Origin of the sequence: Algoriphagus antarcticus (assembly GCF_002150685.1) — a bacterium.
GTDB classification, from domain to species: Bacteria; Bacteroidota; Bacteroidia; order Cytophagales; family Cyclobacteriaceae; genus Algoriphagus; species Algoriphagus antarcticus.
The window spans coordinates 48001-67592 of sequence record NZ_MSSW01000027.1 but is presented as its reverse complement, the minus strand read 5'-3'; the positions used below and the strand labels follow the sequence as shown (position 1 = coordinate 67592).

The following is a 19592-nucleotide window of genomic DNA, read 5'->3' as shown; positions in this document are numbered from 1 at the left end:
AAAATTTCAGGTGAAATTGAGTGTCAAGAAGAGAATTAAAACCAGCCAAAAGACCAAGGCGAAGGAATAAGATGCAATCACCACTTTGGCACTTTGACCCATATCCACCTCAAACTCTTGATGAAAAAAGAACACCAGAAGAAAGCAGTAGGCAAACTCAAACAGATTGACCAGTTGCAGCGGATAGATAAATAGATTGTTCAGTTCATTGAGGTCAAATAAGCTCAAGATCGACAAAGGATAAAAGACAGAAAATTCTTCATAGGAAAAGTCCCCTGCTGCGACTATGACTATTTTCACCAATCCTGCTATGACCAAGATGCTCTCAGCAAATACCGCTACTTTGAATAGTCGCAGCAATTTGATGCCTTGATGAAGATTTGCAAAAAACAATCCTGCGTAAAGCACCAAAGCGATCAACCAGCACTTGATGACCAGAATAAGAAAAGTAAAAAGGACACTAAACTTATTCCAATAGCGAATATCTTCCAGCGTATCGAGCAAGACGTTTTCTGGAATTTCGATTTCAGTTTGCTTCGCAATTGCATTGACAAACATTCCTTCCACGTCCAACAAAAAGTAAGAAATGAAAAACAATGCCAAAGAATATAGGGCAATTAGTAAAAATGGTTTCATTCAATTTATTTCAGTTAGTAAAACAAACTAATCAATTCATCCTAATAACTAAATGAAAAATATAAAATCCGAATCCGTTTAAATCAGCACCAATAAGGTCAGAACCCAAAAACTTAATTTAATAGTAGATAATTCCTGAGCCCCCCTAAATCGATAGTAATCCGAATAATATTCTGAAATCAGACTTATTTTATTAGGTTAATTTTTTTTTGACTCTTTCAAAATTTTCTTCATTGTTTAGTTTTGAATGGGAAAAGTCATAGTCCGTACTTTGCCGAGCTGGCCTTAAGACTGATAATTCCGGAAAATATACTTCGAACTAATCTCCTCGAAGGTCTTCGTTTGTGTTCTGATTTTCGGTCAATTTGTGATCTACGATCTAAGCAATTTTAAAAAGTTTCTAATCCTTCAATATCAGATCCATTAATATGCAAAAAGCCTCGATTCTGATTGAATCGAGGCTTTTTCTATTTCTAGAGACTAGCCATGTACTATAAGTTATTCCTTAAACCATCTAGGTTACATCCATTCTAAGAATGAACATGTAGCCCTTTGAAGGTCTTAGCTTAAATAATGTCTCTATTCCAATTTTTAGTAAATACCAGCTTCAAAACCTTCGAGGAGATCTCTCCCAAGGTCGAGATGACACCTCAAAGGTTGTTTACTTCTGCTTCGGCGCCAAGAAAGGAATCTTTTGATCGATCAAGGCCTTTTGTAGCGATTCTGATGATTTCATCACTTCAGCAGTTTCTTCCATCAGTGTATCATATTTCTTCAGCATATCCGAAGCATAGGCTTTTTGTCCATCAGTAACCAGCGGTTCCTGATTAGCAATTGTTCCGTAGATATGTGCCAATTCCGCATCCAATTGATTGGGGAAATTAATCACATCCTGGAACGTTTTCTGATTGGGCTGAATCAGTTTTGCCTCCACGGCATCGATAGATTTTATCAACTCATCCGCTTGCGTATTCCAATCTGCATAGTATTCCTTGGACACTCGGCTTTGAATGTCTTTCACCTGAGCCCGAAGTGAGCGAAGTTCATCAGCAGTAGTTCGGGTTTTGACCAAGGCTTCTTGGATTGGCATCAATGCCTCGTATTGCGCTTGATAATCAGCTTGGGTGGCAGACCATCGAGGATCGGCTTTTACTTCCAAATCCTTGGTAATCGTCTGATCCCCGTAAGTCATTTTTACGCTATATTTTCCTGGGATCACTCGAGTTGGTGACACCCCAATTCCTGAGAAAACTCCCTCCACAGGTTGAAAGTCAGTCAAGGCTAAATCCCAATGAAGTCGGTTGGTCCCGGTTTTCTTTTTGATCTTATCTTGCTTGGCATCTTTATCGGTGGTGAAAGTCCGAAGTGTTTTTCCATTTGCGTCCAGAATCTCCGCGGTCAAGTTCACCGAATCGACATCATTTTTCAGATAATAAAGGATGGAAAAACCTTCGTAAGGATTCTGTCCCATTTCTGTACTTGGAGTTCTAAAAGCCAAATCACGGATCGCAGCTTCAGGCTTGTAAACATAGAAATCTGAATTTTTGGAAGCCGAAAGCTCATAAATTGGATTCAAATCATCCATCACCCAAAATGCACGACCTTGGGTTGCGACAATCATATCATTGTCCTGAATCATCAGATCTGTGATTGGTACGATCGGCAAATTCTGCTGGAATTTCTCCCAAAGCTGACCACCGTTGAAAGAGACATATAATCCGGTTTCAGTTCCGGCATAAAGCAGATCTTTTTGATTTGGGTCTTCTCTCACTACCCGCACATGGGCGTCTGGTGCTATGCCGTTCACCAGACGTGTCCAACTTTTTCCATAATCAGCCGATTTGAAAATATGCGGGGTAAAGTCATTGTACTTGTAGCTATTGAAAGCCAAATAAACTGTAGCCGGATCATGGAGAGACACTTCGATCTGATTAACCATTCCATCAGGCGTATTTGGAATCGTAATATTTGTCCAGCTTTTTCCTCCGTCTTGAGTCACATGAAGCAGCCCATCATCCGCTCCTGCATACAATACATCTGGGGTAAAGGACGATTCTGCCAAGTAATAAATCGTATGGAAAACTTCACCGCCTGCACCTTCATTAGTAATTGGTCCACCGCCAGCAATCAAATGTGTAGTATCATTTTTAGTCAAATCGGGAGAAATCTCCTCCCAGCTAATGCCACGATTAGTCGTCTTCAAAATCACATTTCCAGCATGGTAAATCACGCTACGATCATGGATGGATGAGATGATTGGCGCATTCCAATTGAAACGGTATTTGACGTCTCGTGGGTTGGAGGCCAAACCTTGGTAAGGATAAGCCATCACATCTTTCTCCAATTTGGTTTTGGCATTCCACTCGGTGATGATTCCTTGGTAGCAACCTGAATAGATGTAAATCGGATTTTCAGGATCAAAAGCTGAATAGGCAGATTCACAACCTCCAACCGGATAGAATTCCTCCCAACCGATTCCTCCTCCATTAGCTCGGGAGGCTACAGAGACAGAAGAATTATCCTGCTGACCACCGTAGATGCGGTAAGGGAATTGCTTATCGGCATTCACCCGATAAAACTGAGCCGTGGGTTGATTGTCCTGTCGGGACCAATTTACACCACGATCAATCGTCACATTTGCTCCACCATCATTGGCGTTGACCATGTATTTCGGTTGCTCGGGATTGATCCAAAGCTGATGATTGTCGCCATGACGAGTCTTCATATTGGCGAAGGTCTTGCCTCCATCGGTAGACTCAACCAAAGGCGCATTCATGATATAGACTGTTTCTGGTTCAGTTGGATGTGCCAAAATATGCATATAATACCAAGATCTTGCTCGAAGCAAACGATCCGAATTAACTAGTTTCCAATTCTTTCCAGCATCATCTGAGCGATAAAGACCACCATCTTCGGCTTCGATGATCGCCCAGACGATTTCAGAATTTGCTCTAGAAACAGAAACCCCAATTTTACCCATCGTTTCTTTTGGAAGTCCTTCGGAAAGCTTCTGCCAAGTTTTCCCCGTATCCACAGATTTGTAGATTCCAGAACCTGGACCTCCACTTTGCACCTGCCAAGGGAAACGTCGATGATCCCAATAGGCGGCGTAAATGATCCGAGGATTATTCATATCCATGCTGAGGTCAGATACTCCAGAATTGACATCGACATAATGTGCTTTGGTCCAATTGGCCCCACCATCTTCCGAGCGGTAAATCCCTCGATCTTCGGTAGCGCCATAAGGACTTCCTTGAGCGCCAACAATCAAAATATCTGGATTGGTAGGATGCACGACGATTTTTGAGATTTGTCGGATCTTTTCCAGGCCAATATTCGACTAGGTTTTGCCAGCATCGGTGGACTTATAAACTCCATCTCCGTGGGAAGTCATCACGCCACGAACAGGAGCTTCGCCCATTCCGACATAGATCACATTTGGATCAGATTCGGATACTGTGATCGCCCCGACTGAAGCTGTATTGAAGAAACCATCAGAGATATTTTTCCAGCTTTCGCCGGCATCAGTAGTTTTCCAAACTCCAGCTGTTGCACCCATATAATAGGTGCTCGGATCTTGGACGACACCTGCTATGGCTGTAGCTCTACCGCCGCGAAAAGGTCCGACAAGTCGGAACTCCATGGCATTGTAGAGTGAAGTATCATAGGTAGATTTTGGAGAGAGATCAGTGTTTTTCTTGTTTTTCTGCGAAATGGCAGGAAAGGTAAAAAGGCATAGCGCTAGCATGGCTAAGCTGCCTTTGAAAAGTAATTTCATAAGATTGGGTTGACGATTGAGTGGGAATTTAGGGAAATGAGTGGGAAAAAGCTAAAGTCAAAAAGATATCAATAGCGTTGGAGATGAGTTTAATTGTAGTCTAGGTTAATTCAAATTAACCAGCGCATCAACGGTACGATTTGATACCAAAATTAAAAATCACTCAAATTGCTTATTCGGAGCTTTCAAAAAATCCGAAACCCTTTTTTGTACAAATAAAATCAAGGCACCATCCATACCCCTTCCCAATTCTCCTGTTTTTTTGAAAAATTGATTCTCAGGTGATTTAATCCATCCAACTGCAAGGCTTCGATAGCTTGTGGCACCAGCTCCAGTACTGCAAAAAATTGGGAGTCCATCTCCTTCGGCCATTCATAGGCCTGCTCAGGTGTTTCGATTTTGCTTCCCGGTGCAAGGGTAGAATTATAAGCCTTTTGAGCATCGCCTTGCACTTGAGACCAATAGGCGGGAGTCAATCCATCTTGATGATGAATAATCGCTTTGGCTTGGATCCGTAGCTGAACTCGCTGTTTGGGGTTATAGAAATGCATTAAAACCAAAGGATTAGCTAAAATCTCCTCGACTTTGACACTACGAAAATCAGTATAGACCAAGCAGTTCAACTGCTCGTCCACTTTGCGAAGCACCAGGGTACGGACTTCCGGATAGTCTTTACCATTGGTCCCCAAATTCATATACCGAAAAGGATGCTTGGAATCCAAAGCTCCTCGGTGAAGTTCGTGAACTAAAGTTTGCCAGATTTCGGCTGGCGTATTTTCGCGGGTAAATAACATTATTGTTCGATTGAATTAGCTTCAAAATACATGATTTCACCTTCTTCCATTTCCACTTGAATCTCTATCGGATTGCAGCAGACCTCGCAATCTTCAATGTATTCTTGACGCCTTACCGATGGATCAACCAACATGGAAATTTCTTCGAAGCAATGTGGACATTGGAAAAAGTGCTCAATCATAGGGGGAGTTTTAGTAGTTAACAAAAATAAGGCAATGCGGTTTGGAAATAATATCATTGACTGATTTTAGCTAAATTCCGTCAGTTGACTGACAGAATTAATATTAATACCGTTAGTCAACTGACGCAATTAACATTAATTCCGTCAGTTTATTTGTAGATTTAATTTAATATTAGCTATTTTGCATTGTATTCCAAAGAGTTAACCATGCAAAATATCCCAAGAGGCCTATTGCCTTTATTCCTGAAGAAGCTCCAACCAAACAAGGTGGTGATGCTTCTAGGCCCAAGAAGGTCTGGGAAGACTGCATTTGTTCGCGATTTCCTGAAGACTACAGATCCGCTGCAAACGCTGGTACTCAATGGGGAGGATCTAGTCGACGCTGCCCTGTTGCAGGAACGATCTGTGGCAAATTATAGTCGGCTACTTGCCGGAAAGACACTTTTGGTGATTGATGAGGCGCAGCATATTCCTGATATTGGGATGATTTTGAAGCTGATTGTGGATTCTATAGAGGGAATTCAGGTGATTGCTACGGGGTCTTCTTCTTTTGATATGCATCAGCAAGTGGGCGAACCGCTGGTCGGGCGGCAGCATACGCTTTTACTTTTCCCTTTGGCACAACTGGAATTTGCGAAAATCGAAGATTACAAAACCACCTTGGAAAAGCGCGAAGAGCGGTTGATTTTCGGCGGATATCCTGAACTGAGCAAAATCGCTGATTGGAAAGACAAGGAAGATTACCTCTATCAGATCATGAATGATTACCTGCTGAAGGATATTCTGATGGTGGATGGACTGAAGAACTCAGACAAACTCTATTCACTTCTGCGATTGATCGCTTTTCAGGTGGGAAAAGAAGTCTCGTTGGAAGAGCTCGGCAAACAGCTGGCGATGTCCAAAAATACTGTAGAGCGATATCTTGAATTATTATCAAAGGTATTTGTGGTATTTCGAATAGGAGGATACAGCAGAAATCTGCGAAAGGAAATCGTCAAAAACAACCGATGGTATTTCTATGATAACGGTGTCAGAAATGCGATTATCCAAAATTTCAATCGCTTGGATCTTCGTGCGGATGTGGGGGATCTTTGGGAAAACTACCTGGCTATCGAGCGAAAGAAGTATCTCAACTACCGCCAGATTCATTGCAATCACTATTTCTGGAGAACCTACGATCAACAGGAAATCGACTGGGTGGAAGAAGAAGGCGATCAACTTCGGGCTTTTGAATTCAAATACCAGCTCACAAAAAAAGTCAAAGTTCCTGCAGCTTGGGCCAAAGCCTATCCTCAGGCAAGCTACGAGGTGATTCACACTGGTAATTACTTGGATTGGATTGGTGGGTAAATTCTTCCTAAAATCTTGCACCCGCTGATGCTTTCCTGAGCTCAGGATAAGGAAGAGCAGAAAAACAAGAACCTGTGTTCTCTGCAAATCCCGAGCTATCGGGACTCCGTGCCCTCCGTGGTTAAAAAAGAAAAAACCCTCAAAGCTACATGCTCCGAGGGTTTAACCTTAACCACTAACCTAAATTACACTTCTATTTCAGCACCTACATTTTTGAAGTAGACCTGCTTATCTGCATCAATGTCTACCATTACTACAGAGTCATTTTTGATGTAGCCGGAAAGGATTTGCTTGGAAAGCTCATTTAAGACCAATCGCTGCATAGTTCGCTTCAGCGGTCTAGCTCCAAAGTTTGCATCAAAGCCAACTTCACCTAGGTAATCCAGCACTTCTTTAGTTGCTTCTATTTCAATTCCTGATTCAGATAATCTATGCTGAATCTCCTTCCACTGGATATCTACAATCTTGCGAATAACCTCTTTGCTTAGCGGTTCAAACATGATGGTTTCATCAATTCTATTCAAGAACTCTGGTCGCACAGCCTTTTTCAAAAGCTCATAAACCTCAGTTTTAGTCTTTTCTAGAATCTCCTCTCTATTCCAATCTTCCATCTGTGCGAATCGCTCTTGAATCAAATGCGAACCAATATTAGTAGTAAGAATGATGATCGTGTTTTTGAAGTTGGCAACTCGGCCCTTATTATCCGTCAATCTACCATCGTCCAAAACTTGAAGAAGAATATTAAACACATCCGGATGCGCTTTTTCAATCTCATCAAGCAGAATCACGGAGTATGGTTTTCTTCGAACAGCCTCTGTCAACTGTCCCCCTTCATCATAGCCTACATAGCCGGGAGGTGCTCCCACCAGTCGGCTCACGGCATGTCTTTCTTGATATTCTGACATGTCAATTCGTACCATGGAATTCTCATCATTGAAAAGATATTCTGCCAAAGCTTTTGCAAGCTCAGTCTTACCTACACCTGTAGTACCCATGAAGATAAAACTACCAATTGGTCGCTTAGGATCTTGCAACCCAGCACGACTTCTGCGAACTGCATCAGACAAAGCGGTAATTGCTTCCTTCTGACCTGCTACTCTATGTCCAAGCTCTAGCTCCAAATGCAATAACTTTTCTCGCTCCGATTGGATCATTCTGTTCATCGGGATTCCAGTCCATTTAGACACCACTGTAGCAATATCTTCTTGATCAACTTCCTCTTTGAGCAAAGGTGATCCTGCCTGCATTTCTACCAATTGGCTTTTGAAAGATTCCAATTTTTTCTCAGCTTCGACGATTTTACCATATCTGATTTCGGCTACTTTACCAAAATCACCGGCACGTTCAGCCTGCTCAGCTTCTAGCTTGAAATTATCTATTCTTTCCTTTTCTCGACGGATTCCTGTGATGACCGCTTTTTCACTTTCCCACTTTGCTTTTACGCTATCTCGCTTTTCAGAGATTTCAGCAATTTCTTTACTGAGTACGACCTCTTTATCCTTATTTTTCTCTCTTCGAATAGCTTCTCGCTCAATCTCCAATTGCATAATTCGGCGATTCAGTTCGTCCAACTCCTGAGGTAAAGAATCAATTTCCATCCTCAGTTTGGCTGCTGCTTCATCCATCAAGTCAATCGCCTTATCTGGTAAGAATCTATCAGAGATGTATCGCTGAGAGAGCTCAACAGCAGCAATTACCGCATCATCCTTGATTCGCACCCCGTGGTGCAATTCGTATTTATCCTTAATCCCACGAAGAATAGAAATCGCATCCGCAGCATCTGGTTCATCCACGATGACGGATTGGAATCTACGCTCCAGAGCTTTGTCCTTCTCTATGTATTTCTGATACTCTTTTAGTGTGGTAGCTCCGATTGCATGAAGTTCCCCTCGTGCCAAAGCCGGCTTCAATAAATTAGCAGCATCCATAGCGCCTTCGCCTCCACCTCCAGCACCGATCAAAGTATGAATCTCATCGATAAAGAGAATAATTTCTCCTTCAGCATCCGTCACTTCTTTGATGACGGCTTTCAATCTCTCTTCGAATTCCCCTTTATATTTAGCTCCTGCAACAAGTAAACCCATATCCAGAGAAATTAAGGTCTTGGACTTCAGGTTTTCAGGCACATCGCCAGAGACAATCCGCTGAGCAAGACCTTCGACGATTGCTGTCTTACCCACCCCAGGTTCACCGAGGAGGATTGGATTATTTTTGGTTCGTCTAGCAAGAATCTGAAGAACCCTTCGGATCTCCTCATCTCTTCCGATGACTGGGTCGATTTTCCCCTTTTTAGCCATCTCATTCAAGTTTTTGGAGTATTTCTCCAGCGCTTGGTATTTACTTTCTGCGTTTTGATCAGTCACTTTATTTCCTTTTCTAAGTTCTTTGATTGCCCCGATCAGTGATTTCTCATTCAATCCCTGATCTTTTAACAATTGCGCAATGGAATCTGACCCAGCTAAAATCGCCAGAATCAAATGCTCGATCGCAACAAATTCATCACCGAAAGTCTTTAAATAATCTTTGGCTTTCGTGAGTACCTGATTGGCGTAAGACGAAAGATAAGGTTGCTGTCCTCCGCTTACTTTGGGGAGCCTTGCGAGTTGCTCATCCAGTTTTTGACCAATCAACTGCTTATTGGTCCCCAGTTTTTTGAACAGGAAATCAGTTACATTTTCGTCTTCATTAAGTATTCCTTTCAGTAAATGAGCCGGTTCGATGTTAGGTTGCCCTGCTGCCGAAGCCAACTCCATCGCCTTTTGGATCGCCTCCTGAGATTTTATAGTGAATTGGTTAAAGTCCATATATGGTAAAGTTATAAGGTATCCAAGTTGTAATTTGGAAGATCAGATTAGAGTCAATTAGCCAATCTCACCTATGATTTCTATAAACTTATCAAATGAGTATCCAATTACTTTTTTCAGTCAGAATGGCTTGAAATACATAAATAAGGCTATAATTTCGGAATTTTTGACAGGAAGATCATGTGATATAAAGGCAAATAGCCTAAACTTGATTAGAATCTTGAGGTCACAATTTGTGACCTCAAGATTCTAATCAAGGTCACAAAACACTCGAAAAAATGGGTTATTTTCTTTTAGGATAAAATTAAGTAGCTTAGTTCACGCTACTGTTAAAAATTTATGAACGAGTTTCTAAACGAGGAAGAGGTACTCCAGCTAATTCATAAAATACGAATGCAGAAAGTCATGCTAGATTCTGACCTGGCAGAGATGTACGGCGTCTCGACAAAAGTGCTTAATCAAGCTGTCAAAAGAAGTATAGATCGCTTTCCTGATGACTTTATGTTCCAACTCAATTTGGAAGAGTGGGAAATCTTGAAGTCGCAAAATGCGACCTCAAGTTGGGGAGGCCGACGAACTTTACCTTATGTATTTACCGAACAAGGCGTAGCGATGCTTTCCTCAGTGCTCAATAGTCCTCGTGCTATCCAAGTAAACATTTCTATCATTTGGATTTTTGTCAAGATCAGGGCCTGGGCTTTGAATTACTCAGAACTTCAGGAGAAAATTCAGGCGCTCCAAGACGCCGAATCCAATCAAAATCAGCACATCAATCATATCTATCAAATGATCGAGGAGCTGCTCAAGCCAGGCTTGGGAGAACGAAAAGAAATAGGGTTTGGCAGAAAATCCAGCTAAAATCTAACATTCATCTCAAAACAGATTTTATAAATTGACCTATAAAATTAATAAATTTATAAGGCAAACTACCTGAATATGATTACCAAACTCACTTTACGACCCGATGAAAACGTGATCGAACGTGCCAAAGAATATGCACAATGTCAACAACTCAGCCTTTCCAAACTTGTAGAAAACTATTTAGGCAGCCTTACTTCCAAAAGTCCAAAGCCATCTGATGATATTGAAATCACTCCCTTGGTGAAGAGTTTAAGCGGAGTGATCAAACTTCCCAGTGATTATGAATACAAAAAAGAGTACGGGGATTACTTAACAGAAAAGTATAATTGAAGAAGATTTTCATTGATACGAACATAATGTAAGATCTACTTGCCGAGAGACAGCCCTTTATGATGATGTCTCCAGGATTTTTTCTTATGCCAATGGGCACACTACTTTATTAGGCATTTCGGCTTTGTCTATGGCAAATACTAACTACCAACTTTTAAAGCAATTAGGTTCTAGTGAAGCAAAAAATGTTTTGAGAAACTTTCGCCTTTTGGCGGAAGTTTTACCTCTTAATGAAAAAATAGTGGACTTATCGATAAATGACGAGAAAATGACTGATTTTGAAGATGGCCTACAGCTTTACTCCGCTCTTGAATTTGGTTACGACATCATCATTACCAGAAATCAAAAGGACTTCAAAAGCGCAACTATTCCAGTCATGAGCCCTAGTGAATATATCACTGGTAGAAAAAAATAGCCCTGCTTCAGATTATGAAACAGGGCTTGCTTTTAGAGTTTCCCGAGTCAATTACTTTTGGTTAGCTGCATAATCCTCAACTGCTTTCCAAACTCTAAATACATTGTTATAACAGATCATCTCGATCTCCTCTCTAGTGTAACCCCTTTTCAATAGCTCCGCAATCAAATTTGGATACATGGAAACATCCTTTAAGCCAGTCGGCAAGGAATCTCCTACTCCATCGAAATCAGAACCCAAACCTATATAATCGATCCCAACCAAGTTTTTCACATGATCAATATGATCTGCAACTCGCTTGACAGATGGAAACGGATTATTTGCAGCCATATATTCGGATGCATAAACTTTGAATGAAGAATCCCCTTGACTCAACTTATTCTCCGCCATATAATTGATCAGATGCTCCCGGGCTTTATCAGTACCTGCAGCATAAGCTGAATCAATAAAAGATCCTCCGAAATTGATCATCATGACTCCGCCATTCTTAGCCATAGCCTGAATGAGCTCGTCACTCATATTTCTTTCAAAATCCGGAGTAAATGCCCTAACAGAAGAGTGAGATGCTATCACAGGTACTTTCGTAAGAGCCAAAGCATCCTTGAATGTATCATCCGAAACGTGTGATAAGTCAACCATTATTCCCACTCGGTTCATCTCCGCAACAACCTGCTCTCCATACTCACTCAATCCATTATACAGCCTCACCGTATCATAACTACTATCCCCAATAAGGTTTGCTTTGCCGTGAGTAAGCGTGATATAACGAATACCGCGTTCATGGAAATAGGCAACATTTGAGATGTCGTCTTCAAGTGCCGATCCATTTTCCATCCCCATCGGTAAGGAGATTTTGCCTGCGGAAAAGTTGGTTTCTACTTCAGCTGGACTGTAGGCCATAGCAAACTTGTCAGGGAAAGTCTCTGCCAATCGCTCTGTCATCAGTATCAAAGAATCTGCTAAAGCCTTTGAAGAACCTGGTGTCTGCTGAAGCCCAGCGGGAATATAAATGGACATAAATGGAGCATCTAGCCCTCCCTCCTTGGCACGGGGAAAATCAAAATTACCGTCTGGAGTACGTACGGAGACATCCAGTATTTCACGCTGAAGTGTAAACCCTCCTACTTTCATACGGTAAGGTAAGTCCACGTGTCCGTCTACTATGATAGTCTCATGTGCGATTTCCTTTGCAACTTCTAATCGCTCTTCGTCAGAAAGTGTAGTGTAATCAACAGTTGTTTCTTGTTCATTAGGTGAACAGGCGAAGGCCATAGTTGCCAAAAAAGCTAGATTCAAAAATTTTCTCATGAGTTGATGTGTTAGATTAAACCGTAAGATAAGTGGATTTTCTAATTGAACTCCCATTAATCCACCAAAGGCATTTTTCACAAAATACCCAAGCACATGCAAAGTATTTAAAAGCCTTAGCACCTAATAATCATTGGATAATATGTAAATTCCAATACAAAACCACCCAACATGAAACAAATTTTCTATTTAGCACTAGTGATACTATGTAGCTGGGCATGCACTACTTCCAGTGATTCTACCGTTGAAATTGTAATAGACAAATCGCTAGAAGCTGAAGTGAAAGATGGTAGAGTACTGCTGATTTTCTCACGAGATAGTACGTCCGAACCACGCTTTGGCATCAATGATAATGTGGGCACCAACCAAGTTTTTGGGATGGATTTTGAAAATTATGAAGCAGGTAAACCTATTCTATTTGATACCACCAGCTTTGGATACCCAGTCGAAAGCCTTGCTGCAATGGAAGAAGGCAAGTATTATGTCCAGGCATTTATCCAAAAACATGACACATTTACACGAGCTGATGGACATACGGTAAAGCTTCCAATGGATCAAGGTGAAGGCCGACAATGGGCTCAAGCTCCAAAAAACATCTACAGCAAACCAATCCTTGTAAATTGGAAAAAAGGCAATGATTTAAGTTTGACTGTAGAAAATAGTATCCCGGAATTCAATCAGCCTGAAGACACTAAATATATCAAACATATCAAATTCAAATCGGAAATGCTCTCAAAATTCTGGGGAAGGGATATGTACCTAGGTGCAAATATTTTACTCCCTGAGGGCTTTGATGAAAACCCAAATCAGTATTATCCATTGATGATATTCCATGGTCACTTTCCTTCTGATTTTTCCGGATTCAGAACAATTCCGCCAGATCCTGATCTATCCGATGACGATTACAGCGCAAGATTCGGGATCTATGGATATGAAAAAATCCAACAACAGGAAGCTTATGACTTTTATCAGAAGTGGACATCACCTGATTTTCAACGCTTTATCATTATCGAAATCCAACATGCAAATCCCTATTACGATGATAGCTACGCTGTAAATTCTGCCAATCTAGGCCCTTATGGTGATGCAATTACTTATGAGCTAATACCTAACATCGAGGAGAAATTCCGTGGAATAGGTGAAGGTTGGTCTCGCTTTCTTTATGGTGGATCCACAGGAGGCTGGGAAGCTTTGGCGGTGCAGGTATTTTATCCAGATGAATACAATGGTTGCTTTGCCGCCTGTCCCGATCCGATAGACTTCAGAGCCTTTACTTCCGTCAATATCTATGAAGATGAAAATGCCTATTATCAAGAGGGGGAGTTTCGAAAGACTCTCCGACCTGGTCACAGAGATTATCTAGGGCATATTTCGGCTATGGTAAAAGACATGAATCATCGAGAATTGGCTATTGGAGGCAGTAAAAGTAGGTCTGGAGATCAATTTGATATCTGGCAGGCAGTGTATTCTCCTACAGGTAAGGACGGCTATCCAAAACCAATCTGGGATAAATATTCCGGAGAAATCGATCCCGAGGTTGCTTTTTATTGGAAGGAGAATTACGACCTTCGCTATATCATGGAGCGGGACTGGGAAACTCTGGGTTCAAAACTGGAAGGGAAAATCAACATCTTCTGTGGCGACATGGATAATTATTACTTAAACAATGCTGTTTATTTGACTGAGCAATTTTTGGAAGAAACACAAAACCCCTATTATGATGGAACTGTCGCATACGGCGACCGTGCAGAACATTGCTGGAATGGTGACCCCACTCTACCCAACTATATTTCCAGACTTAGATACAACACACTCTATCTGGAAGAAATTGGAGATAGGCTAAAGAAAACAGCTCCCGCAGGATTTAATCAATACAACTGGACACTAATTAAAAACTAATATGAATTTATCAAAACTTAAATTTGGCCTTATTGGCCTATCAAGCGCATTCCTATTCGCAAACTGTTCTTCCCCCAAAACAGAAGAAACTACTGAAATAGAAGTAGTCGAAGATGTGAAAACTCCTACCCTTACTAAACTATGGGAAACAGACACCACGCTAACTACGAACGAGTCTGTACTTTTTGATGAAGCTTCTGGTAAGATCTATGTATCTAATATCGAAGGAGATCCAAGAGGAAAGGATGGAAAGGGATCAATTTCCATCCTTGACAAAGAAGGTAATATTGTAACTCAGGAATGGGTAACAGGCCTTGATGCTCCTAAAGGAATGGGTATTGCCAATGGCAACTTTTATGTAACTGATATTGATCAGCTCGTAGAAGTAAATCTAGAGTCAGGAAAAATCAGTAAAAGGTACCCTGTGGAAGGTGCAGGTTTTTTAAATGATCTTGCTACGAATGACGGAAAAGTGTATTTCACCGATATGAACACAGGAAAAGTTCACATGCTAGATGCTGGCAAAATCTCGACAGTCACCGAAGGACATGAATCAATCAATGGTATTGCTGTTGCAGAAGACGGAATGCTTTATGGCTTGGATAAGTCTGGTCTGAAAATGCTGCATACAGATGGAACTTCCATGATCCTTAATAAAACTGTCACTGGTGGTGATGGGCTGGTGATTTTGGGAGATGGCAATTACATCGCTTCTAGATGGGCTGGTGAGATTTACTTTGTGAATGAGCAAGGTGAAACACTCCTTTTGGATACAAAAGATGCTGAATCGAATACAGCTGACATTGGTTTCATCCCAGGAGATAACATTGTATTAGTCCCAACTTTCTTCAAAAACAAAGTAGTGGCCTACAAACTGGACTATTAATTCCCTTAATTTCAATTTCATTTAAAGCCTTCTTTCGGAGGCTTTTTTTTTGTTTAGTGAACCGAGAGCACTTAAATTTCCTTATATTAAAGAGCAGGTGATAAGCAGAAATATCGTGCTTTAATGACTGCAAAGAGAAAAAATATGAAAAATCACTCTATATTTTCATGTTTTTCTCAGCTAATCCACTGGAAGGTGGCCACTTATGGAATCTTAAATCATTGATAGGTACTTTCTATCAGTAATTTGTCCATTTGTGAGTAAATTTGTCCTAAGTCAAAACCGTACCGAGTTATTTGTAATTCGGACCTAAATTTATCCATGATGAAATCAGGAGAAATAAATTACGAACTAGAAAAAAACATAGAGGTTATCTCTCAATTGGATAGCCTTGTAGGCGAAGCTGTGGATAATATTCTGGTTGATCCAGATAAATGCTGGCAACCTTCTGACTTCCTTCCTGATTTTGGGGATCCTAATATTCATGAGGAAATTAAGTTACTTCAGCAGAGATCAGAGGGGATTCCTGATACGATATTAACTTCCTTAGTGGGAAATATGATTACAGAGGAAGCTCTTCCAAGTTATCAGACCTATTTCAACCTTTTGGAAGGAATCAATCCAGAAAGAAGTCTGCTCTCACCTTCAGGGTGGGTTAGATGGTCCAAATCCTGGACTGCTGAGGAAAATCGTCATGGTGATCTTCTTAATAAATACCTTTACATGACTGGCAGGGTGGATATGAAAGCTGTGGAACAAACAATTCACAGATTGCTGATGAATGGCTTTGACCCAAATACCGGCGGTGATCCTTATCAAGCTATTGTTTATACATCATTTCAGGAACGAGCTACTAAAGTTTCACACGTAAATACAGGTAAATTAGCAGATATTGCTGGAGATCCTGTTTTAGGAAGAATCTGTAAGCAAATAGCTGGAGACGAAGCTAGACACGAAAAAGCTTATAAAAGCTTTATGTCGGCCATATTCGACATCGATCCAAATGGAGCAATCCTTGCTTTTGAAAAATTAATGAGAAAACAGATTGTAATGCCGGCGGTACTGATGGGTGAAGGCGGTTCAAACCCTTCTTTATTTACTGAGTTCTCTGCGATCACGCAGAAAGTAGGTATCTACACAGGCTGGGATTATGCTAGAATAATTGAGCACTTAGTTGATCTTTGGAAAATAGAAAGCTTAACAGGATTGAATGATGTAGCCTCAAAAGCTCAGGATTATCTAGTGAAACTGGCCGATAGATACATGAGGTTGGCAGATAGGATGAAAGCCCCGGAGGAAGTAAAACTTGCCTGGCTTAAATAATTTGATATTAAAATCATTTCAAATCCTTTCCCTAGCGGAAAGGATTTTTTGCTTGAATGCGCACTATAGCTAACTAATGATGCGCCGCGCAACCTTTTTCAAACCCAAAACCATGAAATATCACTTTCTTCTCTACTTGCTTTTTACATGTACTTTGCAATCAAGAGGACAGCAACTAAGCGACCTTCGTGTCAATCAAAGCAGGCTTTCCGATAATATTCAAGAACTGGCTAAATATGGCAAAAATGAAGCAGGAGGCTCAGACCGTGTAGCCTATAGCAGTCATGATATAGCAGCTCGTAAGTTTCTCATTCAGCAATTAAAAGATCTTGGTTTAGATGTTTCCGTTGATTTTGCTGGAAATATTATTGGCAAAAAAGCTGGCTCCAATCCCGAGTTAAGACCAATTGCATTCGGATCCCACATAGATGAGGTTCCAAATGGCGGCGATTACGACGGCCCAGTTGGATCGATGGGAGCCATCGAAGTTATCCAGTCTTTGATCGAAAGCAAGACAATTACACGGCATCCTTTAGAAATTATTTTCTTCACCAACGAAGAAGGAGGAGTGGTAGGAAGTCGAGCTCTTGCAGGTCAGCTCTCAGAAGAAGCCCTCACTATGAAGAGCAGTAGTGGATTGAGTCAGTCAGAAGGCATCAAAGCGGTGGGTGGGAACCCAGACCGTATCAAAGAAGTAAGGAGAGAAAAGGGTGCGCTGGCAGCTTTTCTTGAGTTGCATATAGAGCAAGGCGGAAATTTAGAACGGGAAGGAATACAAATTGGAGTGGTAGAAGGTATTGTGGCTATAGAATGGTGGCAATTCCGTTTCAAAGGAAAAGCAAATCACGCCGGAACCACTCCTATGAATATGCGAAAAGATCCTATGCTACCCGCTGCGAGATTTATCTTGGCCGTAAATGAGATTGTGAATTCTCATGACGGGGCTCAGGTCGGAACGGTGGGGAAAATTGAAGCATTTCCCGGAGCTGGCAACGTGATACCTGGAGAGGTTACGCTGAATTTGGAGCTTCGTGACCTTTCATCAGAGAAAATCTGGTCTATTTATCGTGAGATAGAATCAAAGGCAAGACAACTGGCAAAAGACAGTCAAACTGAATTAAGCATTACTCATCAGGAAGTAGCCAGTACACCAGCTTTGGCAGATCCTATGATTCAAAAAGTAATTGAAAGCTCGGCAAAACAACTGGGGCTTTCTAGCATGTATTTGCCAAGCGGAGCTGGGCATGATGCTCAAGAAATGGCTAGGCTAGCTCCAATCGGAATGATATTCATCCCTAGCAAAGGAGGTATTAGCCATTCACCAGAAGAATATTCCAGTCCTGAAGACATTGCCCACGGAGCAAATGTTCTGCTACAAACCATTTTGACGCTGGACAAAGAATTACCGTAGTCCCAAAAAATATATTAAAAGCTAGGAACCTGAAAAACTAGCTATCAAAGAACTTTACCAATGGACAATACTCAAGCAGAAAATATATCATTATCCTACCTACAGCTGTCCGACTACAAGGATCTAAAGTCAGCAATGATCGAAGCATACAGAAGTATGCCTGGCTCTTATTGGAAAGAAAGTCAAATCGAAAGTTTGATCACTAAATTCCCCGAAGGACAGGTGGTGATTCGTATAAATGATCAGCTGGCAGGATGTGCGCTTTCCATCGTAGTAAGTGATGCAGAACTAGAAGGAGAGCATACGTATAAAGACATCACGACAGACTTCACATTTGATAATCACAACAATTTTGGCGACATGCTTTACGGTATTGATGTCTTTATCAAGCCGGAATTTCGCGGGTTGAGATTGGGACGGAGATTATACGATTATCGCAAAGAACTTTGTGAAAAGCTGAATCTGAAAGGAATTGTATTTGGTGGACGAATTCCTAATTACCACAAGTATGCGGATAAGATGGGGCCAAAGGAATACTTGGAAAAAGTAAAACTCAAAGAGATTTACGATCCAGTTTTAAATTTCCAACTCGCAAATGATTTCCACCCAGCTCGAATCATGAAGAACTATTTGGAAGGAGATTCTGCATCGAGTGAGTTTGCTGTATTGCTGGAGTGGAATAATATTTTCTACGAAAAGCCAAACAAGAAAGCATCAACAAACAAGACAATAGTACGTCTGGGATTGATCCAATGGCAAATGCGCTTGTATGACAACTTGGATGAACTGATGCAGCAAGCTGAGTATTTTATCGATGCTGTCTCGGGTTACCGTTCAGATTTTGCGCTTTTCCCAGAGCTATTCAATGCACCGCTGATGGCAGAATTCAATCACCTGAGTGAAGCACAAGCCGTGCGCGGATTGGCAAAATATACTGATGAGATCGTCAAGCGCTTTGGACAGCTATCTGTCTCTTATAACATCAACATCATCACAGGCTCCATGCCGAAGATCAAAAATGACAAGTTGTACAATGTTGGTTACCTATGTAAGAGAGATGGCTCTATTGAATCGTACGAGAAGCTGCATATTTCGCCATTGGAAGCCAAGGTGTGGGGAATGCAAGGTGGCAACACGCTCAAATCATTTGATACCGACTGCGGCAAAATCGGGATTTTGATATGCTATGATGCTGAATTCCCTGAACTGAGCAGGATCTTAGCTGATCAGGGAATGGATATTCTGTTCATTCCATTCTTGACTGATACACAAAACGGCTATTCCCGAGTCCGAAATTGTGCGATGGCAAGAGCTATAGAAAACGAATGCTATGTCGCTATGGCTGGTAGCGTGGGCAATCTACCTAAGGTTCACAACATGGACATGCAGTACGCTCAATCTATGGTAATCACTCCATGCGATTTCCCGTTCCCTAGTAATGGAATCAAAGCTGAAGCCACACCAAACAATGAGATGACTCTGATCGCAGATGTTGATCTTTCATTATTACGAGAGTTAAATCAATTTGGAAGTGTTAGAAACCTGAAAGATCGACGAACTGACTTGTTCGAACTTAGACTAAAAGATATTCCAAAATAATTTCAAAGTAGGTGAA

General features: G+C 41.2%; 16 protein-coding genes. 9 read left to right on the top strand and 7 right to left on the bottom strand.

Features of this window, described 5'->3' with window-relative positions:
* Positions 1-6: 6 nt before the first annotated feature.
* The 5 genes from BVH04_RS10485 to BVH04_RS10465 form a co-directional block, all read right to left on the bottom strand.
* On the bottom strand, positions 7-636 hold the full coding sequence (locus tag BVH04_RS10485) for a hypothetical protein (protein ID WP_086541422.1): 630 nt from the start codon (positions 634-636) through the stop codon (positions 7-9).
* Positions 637-1297: 661 nt separating this feature from the next.
* Positions 1298-3931 carry a hypothetical protein gene (locus tag BVH04_RS10480; protein WP_086541421.1) on the bottom strand — a complete coding sequence of 878 codons (2634 nt, stop codon included), beginning with the start codon at positions 3929-3931 and terminating at the stop codon, positions 1298-1300.
* A gap of 45 nt (positions 3932-3976) precedes the next feature.
* Positions 3977-4414, bottom strand: a complete 438-nt coding sequence (locus tag BVH04_RS10475) for a WD40/YVTN/BNR-like repeat-containing protein (protein WP_086541420.1) — start codon at positions 4412-4414, stop codon at positions 3977-3979.
* Between the two features lie 221 nt (positions 4415-4635).
* On the bottom strand, positions 4636-5208 hold the full coding sequence (locus BVH04_RS10470) for a pyridoxamine 5'-phosphate oxidase family protein (RefSeq protein ID WP_086541419.1): 573 nt from the start codon (positions 5206-5208) through the stop codon (positions 4636-4638).
* Positions 5208-5390, bottom strand: a complete 183-nt coding sequence (locus BVH04_RS10465) for a CPXCG motif-containing cysteine-rich protein (protein ID WP_086541418.1) — start codon at positions 5388-5390, stop codon at positions 5208-5210. The genes BVH04_RS10470 and BVH04_RS10465 overlap by 1 nt, the downstream gene beginning before the upstream one ends.
* 207 nt (positions 5391-5597) lie before the next feature.
* Here BVH04_RS10465 and BVH04_RS10460 point away from each other — a divergent pair, with 207 nt between their 5' ends.
* On the top strand, positions 5598-6740 hold the full coding sequence (locus BVH04_RS10460) for an ATP-binding protein (RefSeq protein WP_086541417.1): 1143 nt from the start codon (positions 5598-5600) through the stop codon (positions 6738-6740).
* 185 nt (positions 6741-6925) lie between these two features.
* On the opposite strand, the gene clpB is transcribed toward BVH04_RS10460, so the two are convergent.
* Entirely contained in the window at positions 6926-9544 is a 2619-nt protein-coding gene (clpB, locus tag BVH04_RS10455; RefSeq protein WP_086541416.1) for an ATP-dependent chaperone ClpB, read from the bottom strand.
* Between the two features lie 339 nt (positions 9545-9883).
* Here clpB and BVH04_RS10450 point away from each other — a divergent pair, with 339 nt between their 5' ends.
* From BVH04_RS10450 to BVH04_RS26095, 3 genes are all read left to right on the top strand, one after another.
* On the top strand, positions 9884-10402 hold the full coding sequence (locus BVH04_RS10450) for an ORF6N domain-containing protein (protein WP_086541415.1): 519 nt from the start codon (positions 9884-9886) through the stop codon (positions 10400-10402).
* A gap of 78 nt (positions 10403-10480) precedes the next feature.
* Positions 10481-10735, top strand: a complete 255-nt coding sequence (locus tag BVH04_RS10445; RefSeq protein WP_086541414.1) for a DUF6364 family protein — start codon at positions 10481-10483, stop codon at positions 10733-10735.
* Positions 10736-10811: 76 nt separating this feature from the next.
* Positions 10812-11150 carry a type II toxin-antitoxin system VapC family toxin gene (locus BVH04_RS26095; RefSeq protein WP_394335229.1) on the top strand — a complete coding sequence of 113 codons (339 nt, stop codon included), beginning with the start codon at positions 10812-10814 and terminating at the stop codon, positions 11148-11150.
* A gap of 51 nt (positions 11151-11201) precedes the next feature.
* On the opposite strand, the gene BVH04_RS10435 is transcribed toward BVH04_RS26095, so the two are convergent.
* On the bottom strand, positions 11202-12458 hold the full coding sequence (locus BVH04_RS10435; RefSeq protein WP_169714409.1) for a dipeptidase: 1257 nt from the start codon (positions 12456-12458) through the stop codon (positions 11202-11204).
* A 171-nt stretch (positions 12459-12629) separates the two neighbouring features.
* Here BVH04_RS10435 and BVH04_RS10430 point away from each other — a divergent pair, with 171 nt between their 5' ends.
* The 5 genes from BVH04_RS10430 (at position 12630) to BVH04_RS10410 (ending at position 19576) form a co-directional block, all read left to right on the top strand.
* Positions 12630-14357, top strand: a complete 1728-nt coding sequence (locus tag BVH04_RS10430) for a hypothetical protein (RefSeq protein ID WP_086541413.1) — start codon at positions 12630-12632, stop codon at positions 14355-14357.
* Position 14358: 1 nt separating this feature from the next.
* Positions 14359-15243, top strand: coding sequence for an SMP-30/gluconolactonase/LRE family protein (locus BVH04_RS10425; RefSeq protein ID WP_086541412.1), 885 nt, complete (start codon positions 14359-14361; stop codon positions 15241-15243).
* A gap of 321 nt (positions 15244-15564) precedes the next feature.
* Positions 15565-16566 carry an acyl-ACP desaturase gene (locus tag BVH04_RS10420; RefSeq protein WP_086541411.1) on the top strand — a complete coding sequence of 334 codons (1002 nt, stop codon included), beginning with the start codon at positions 15565-15567 and terminating at the stop codon, positions 16564-16566.
* Between the two features lie 112 nt (positions 16567-16678).
* Entirely contained in the window at positions 16679-17977 is a 1299-nt protein-coding gene (locus tag BVH04_RS10415) for a Zn-dependent hydrolase (RefSeq protein ID WP_086541501.1), read from the top strand.
* 60 nt (positions 17978-18037) lie between these two features.
* Positions 18038-19576: a bifunctional GNAT family N-acetyltransferase/carbon-nitrogen hydrolase family protein gene (locus BVH04_RS10410; protein WP_086541410.1), complete on the top strand. Its 1539-nt coding sequence runs from the start codon at positions 18038-18040 to the stop codon at positions 19574-19576.
* The last annotated feature ends 16 nt before the right edge of the window (positions 19577-19592 follow it).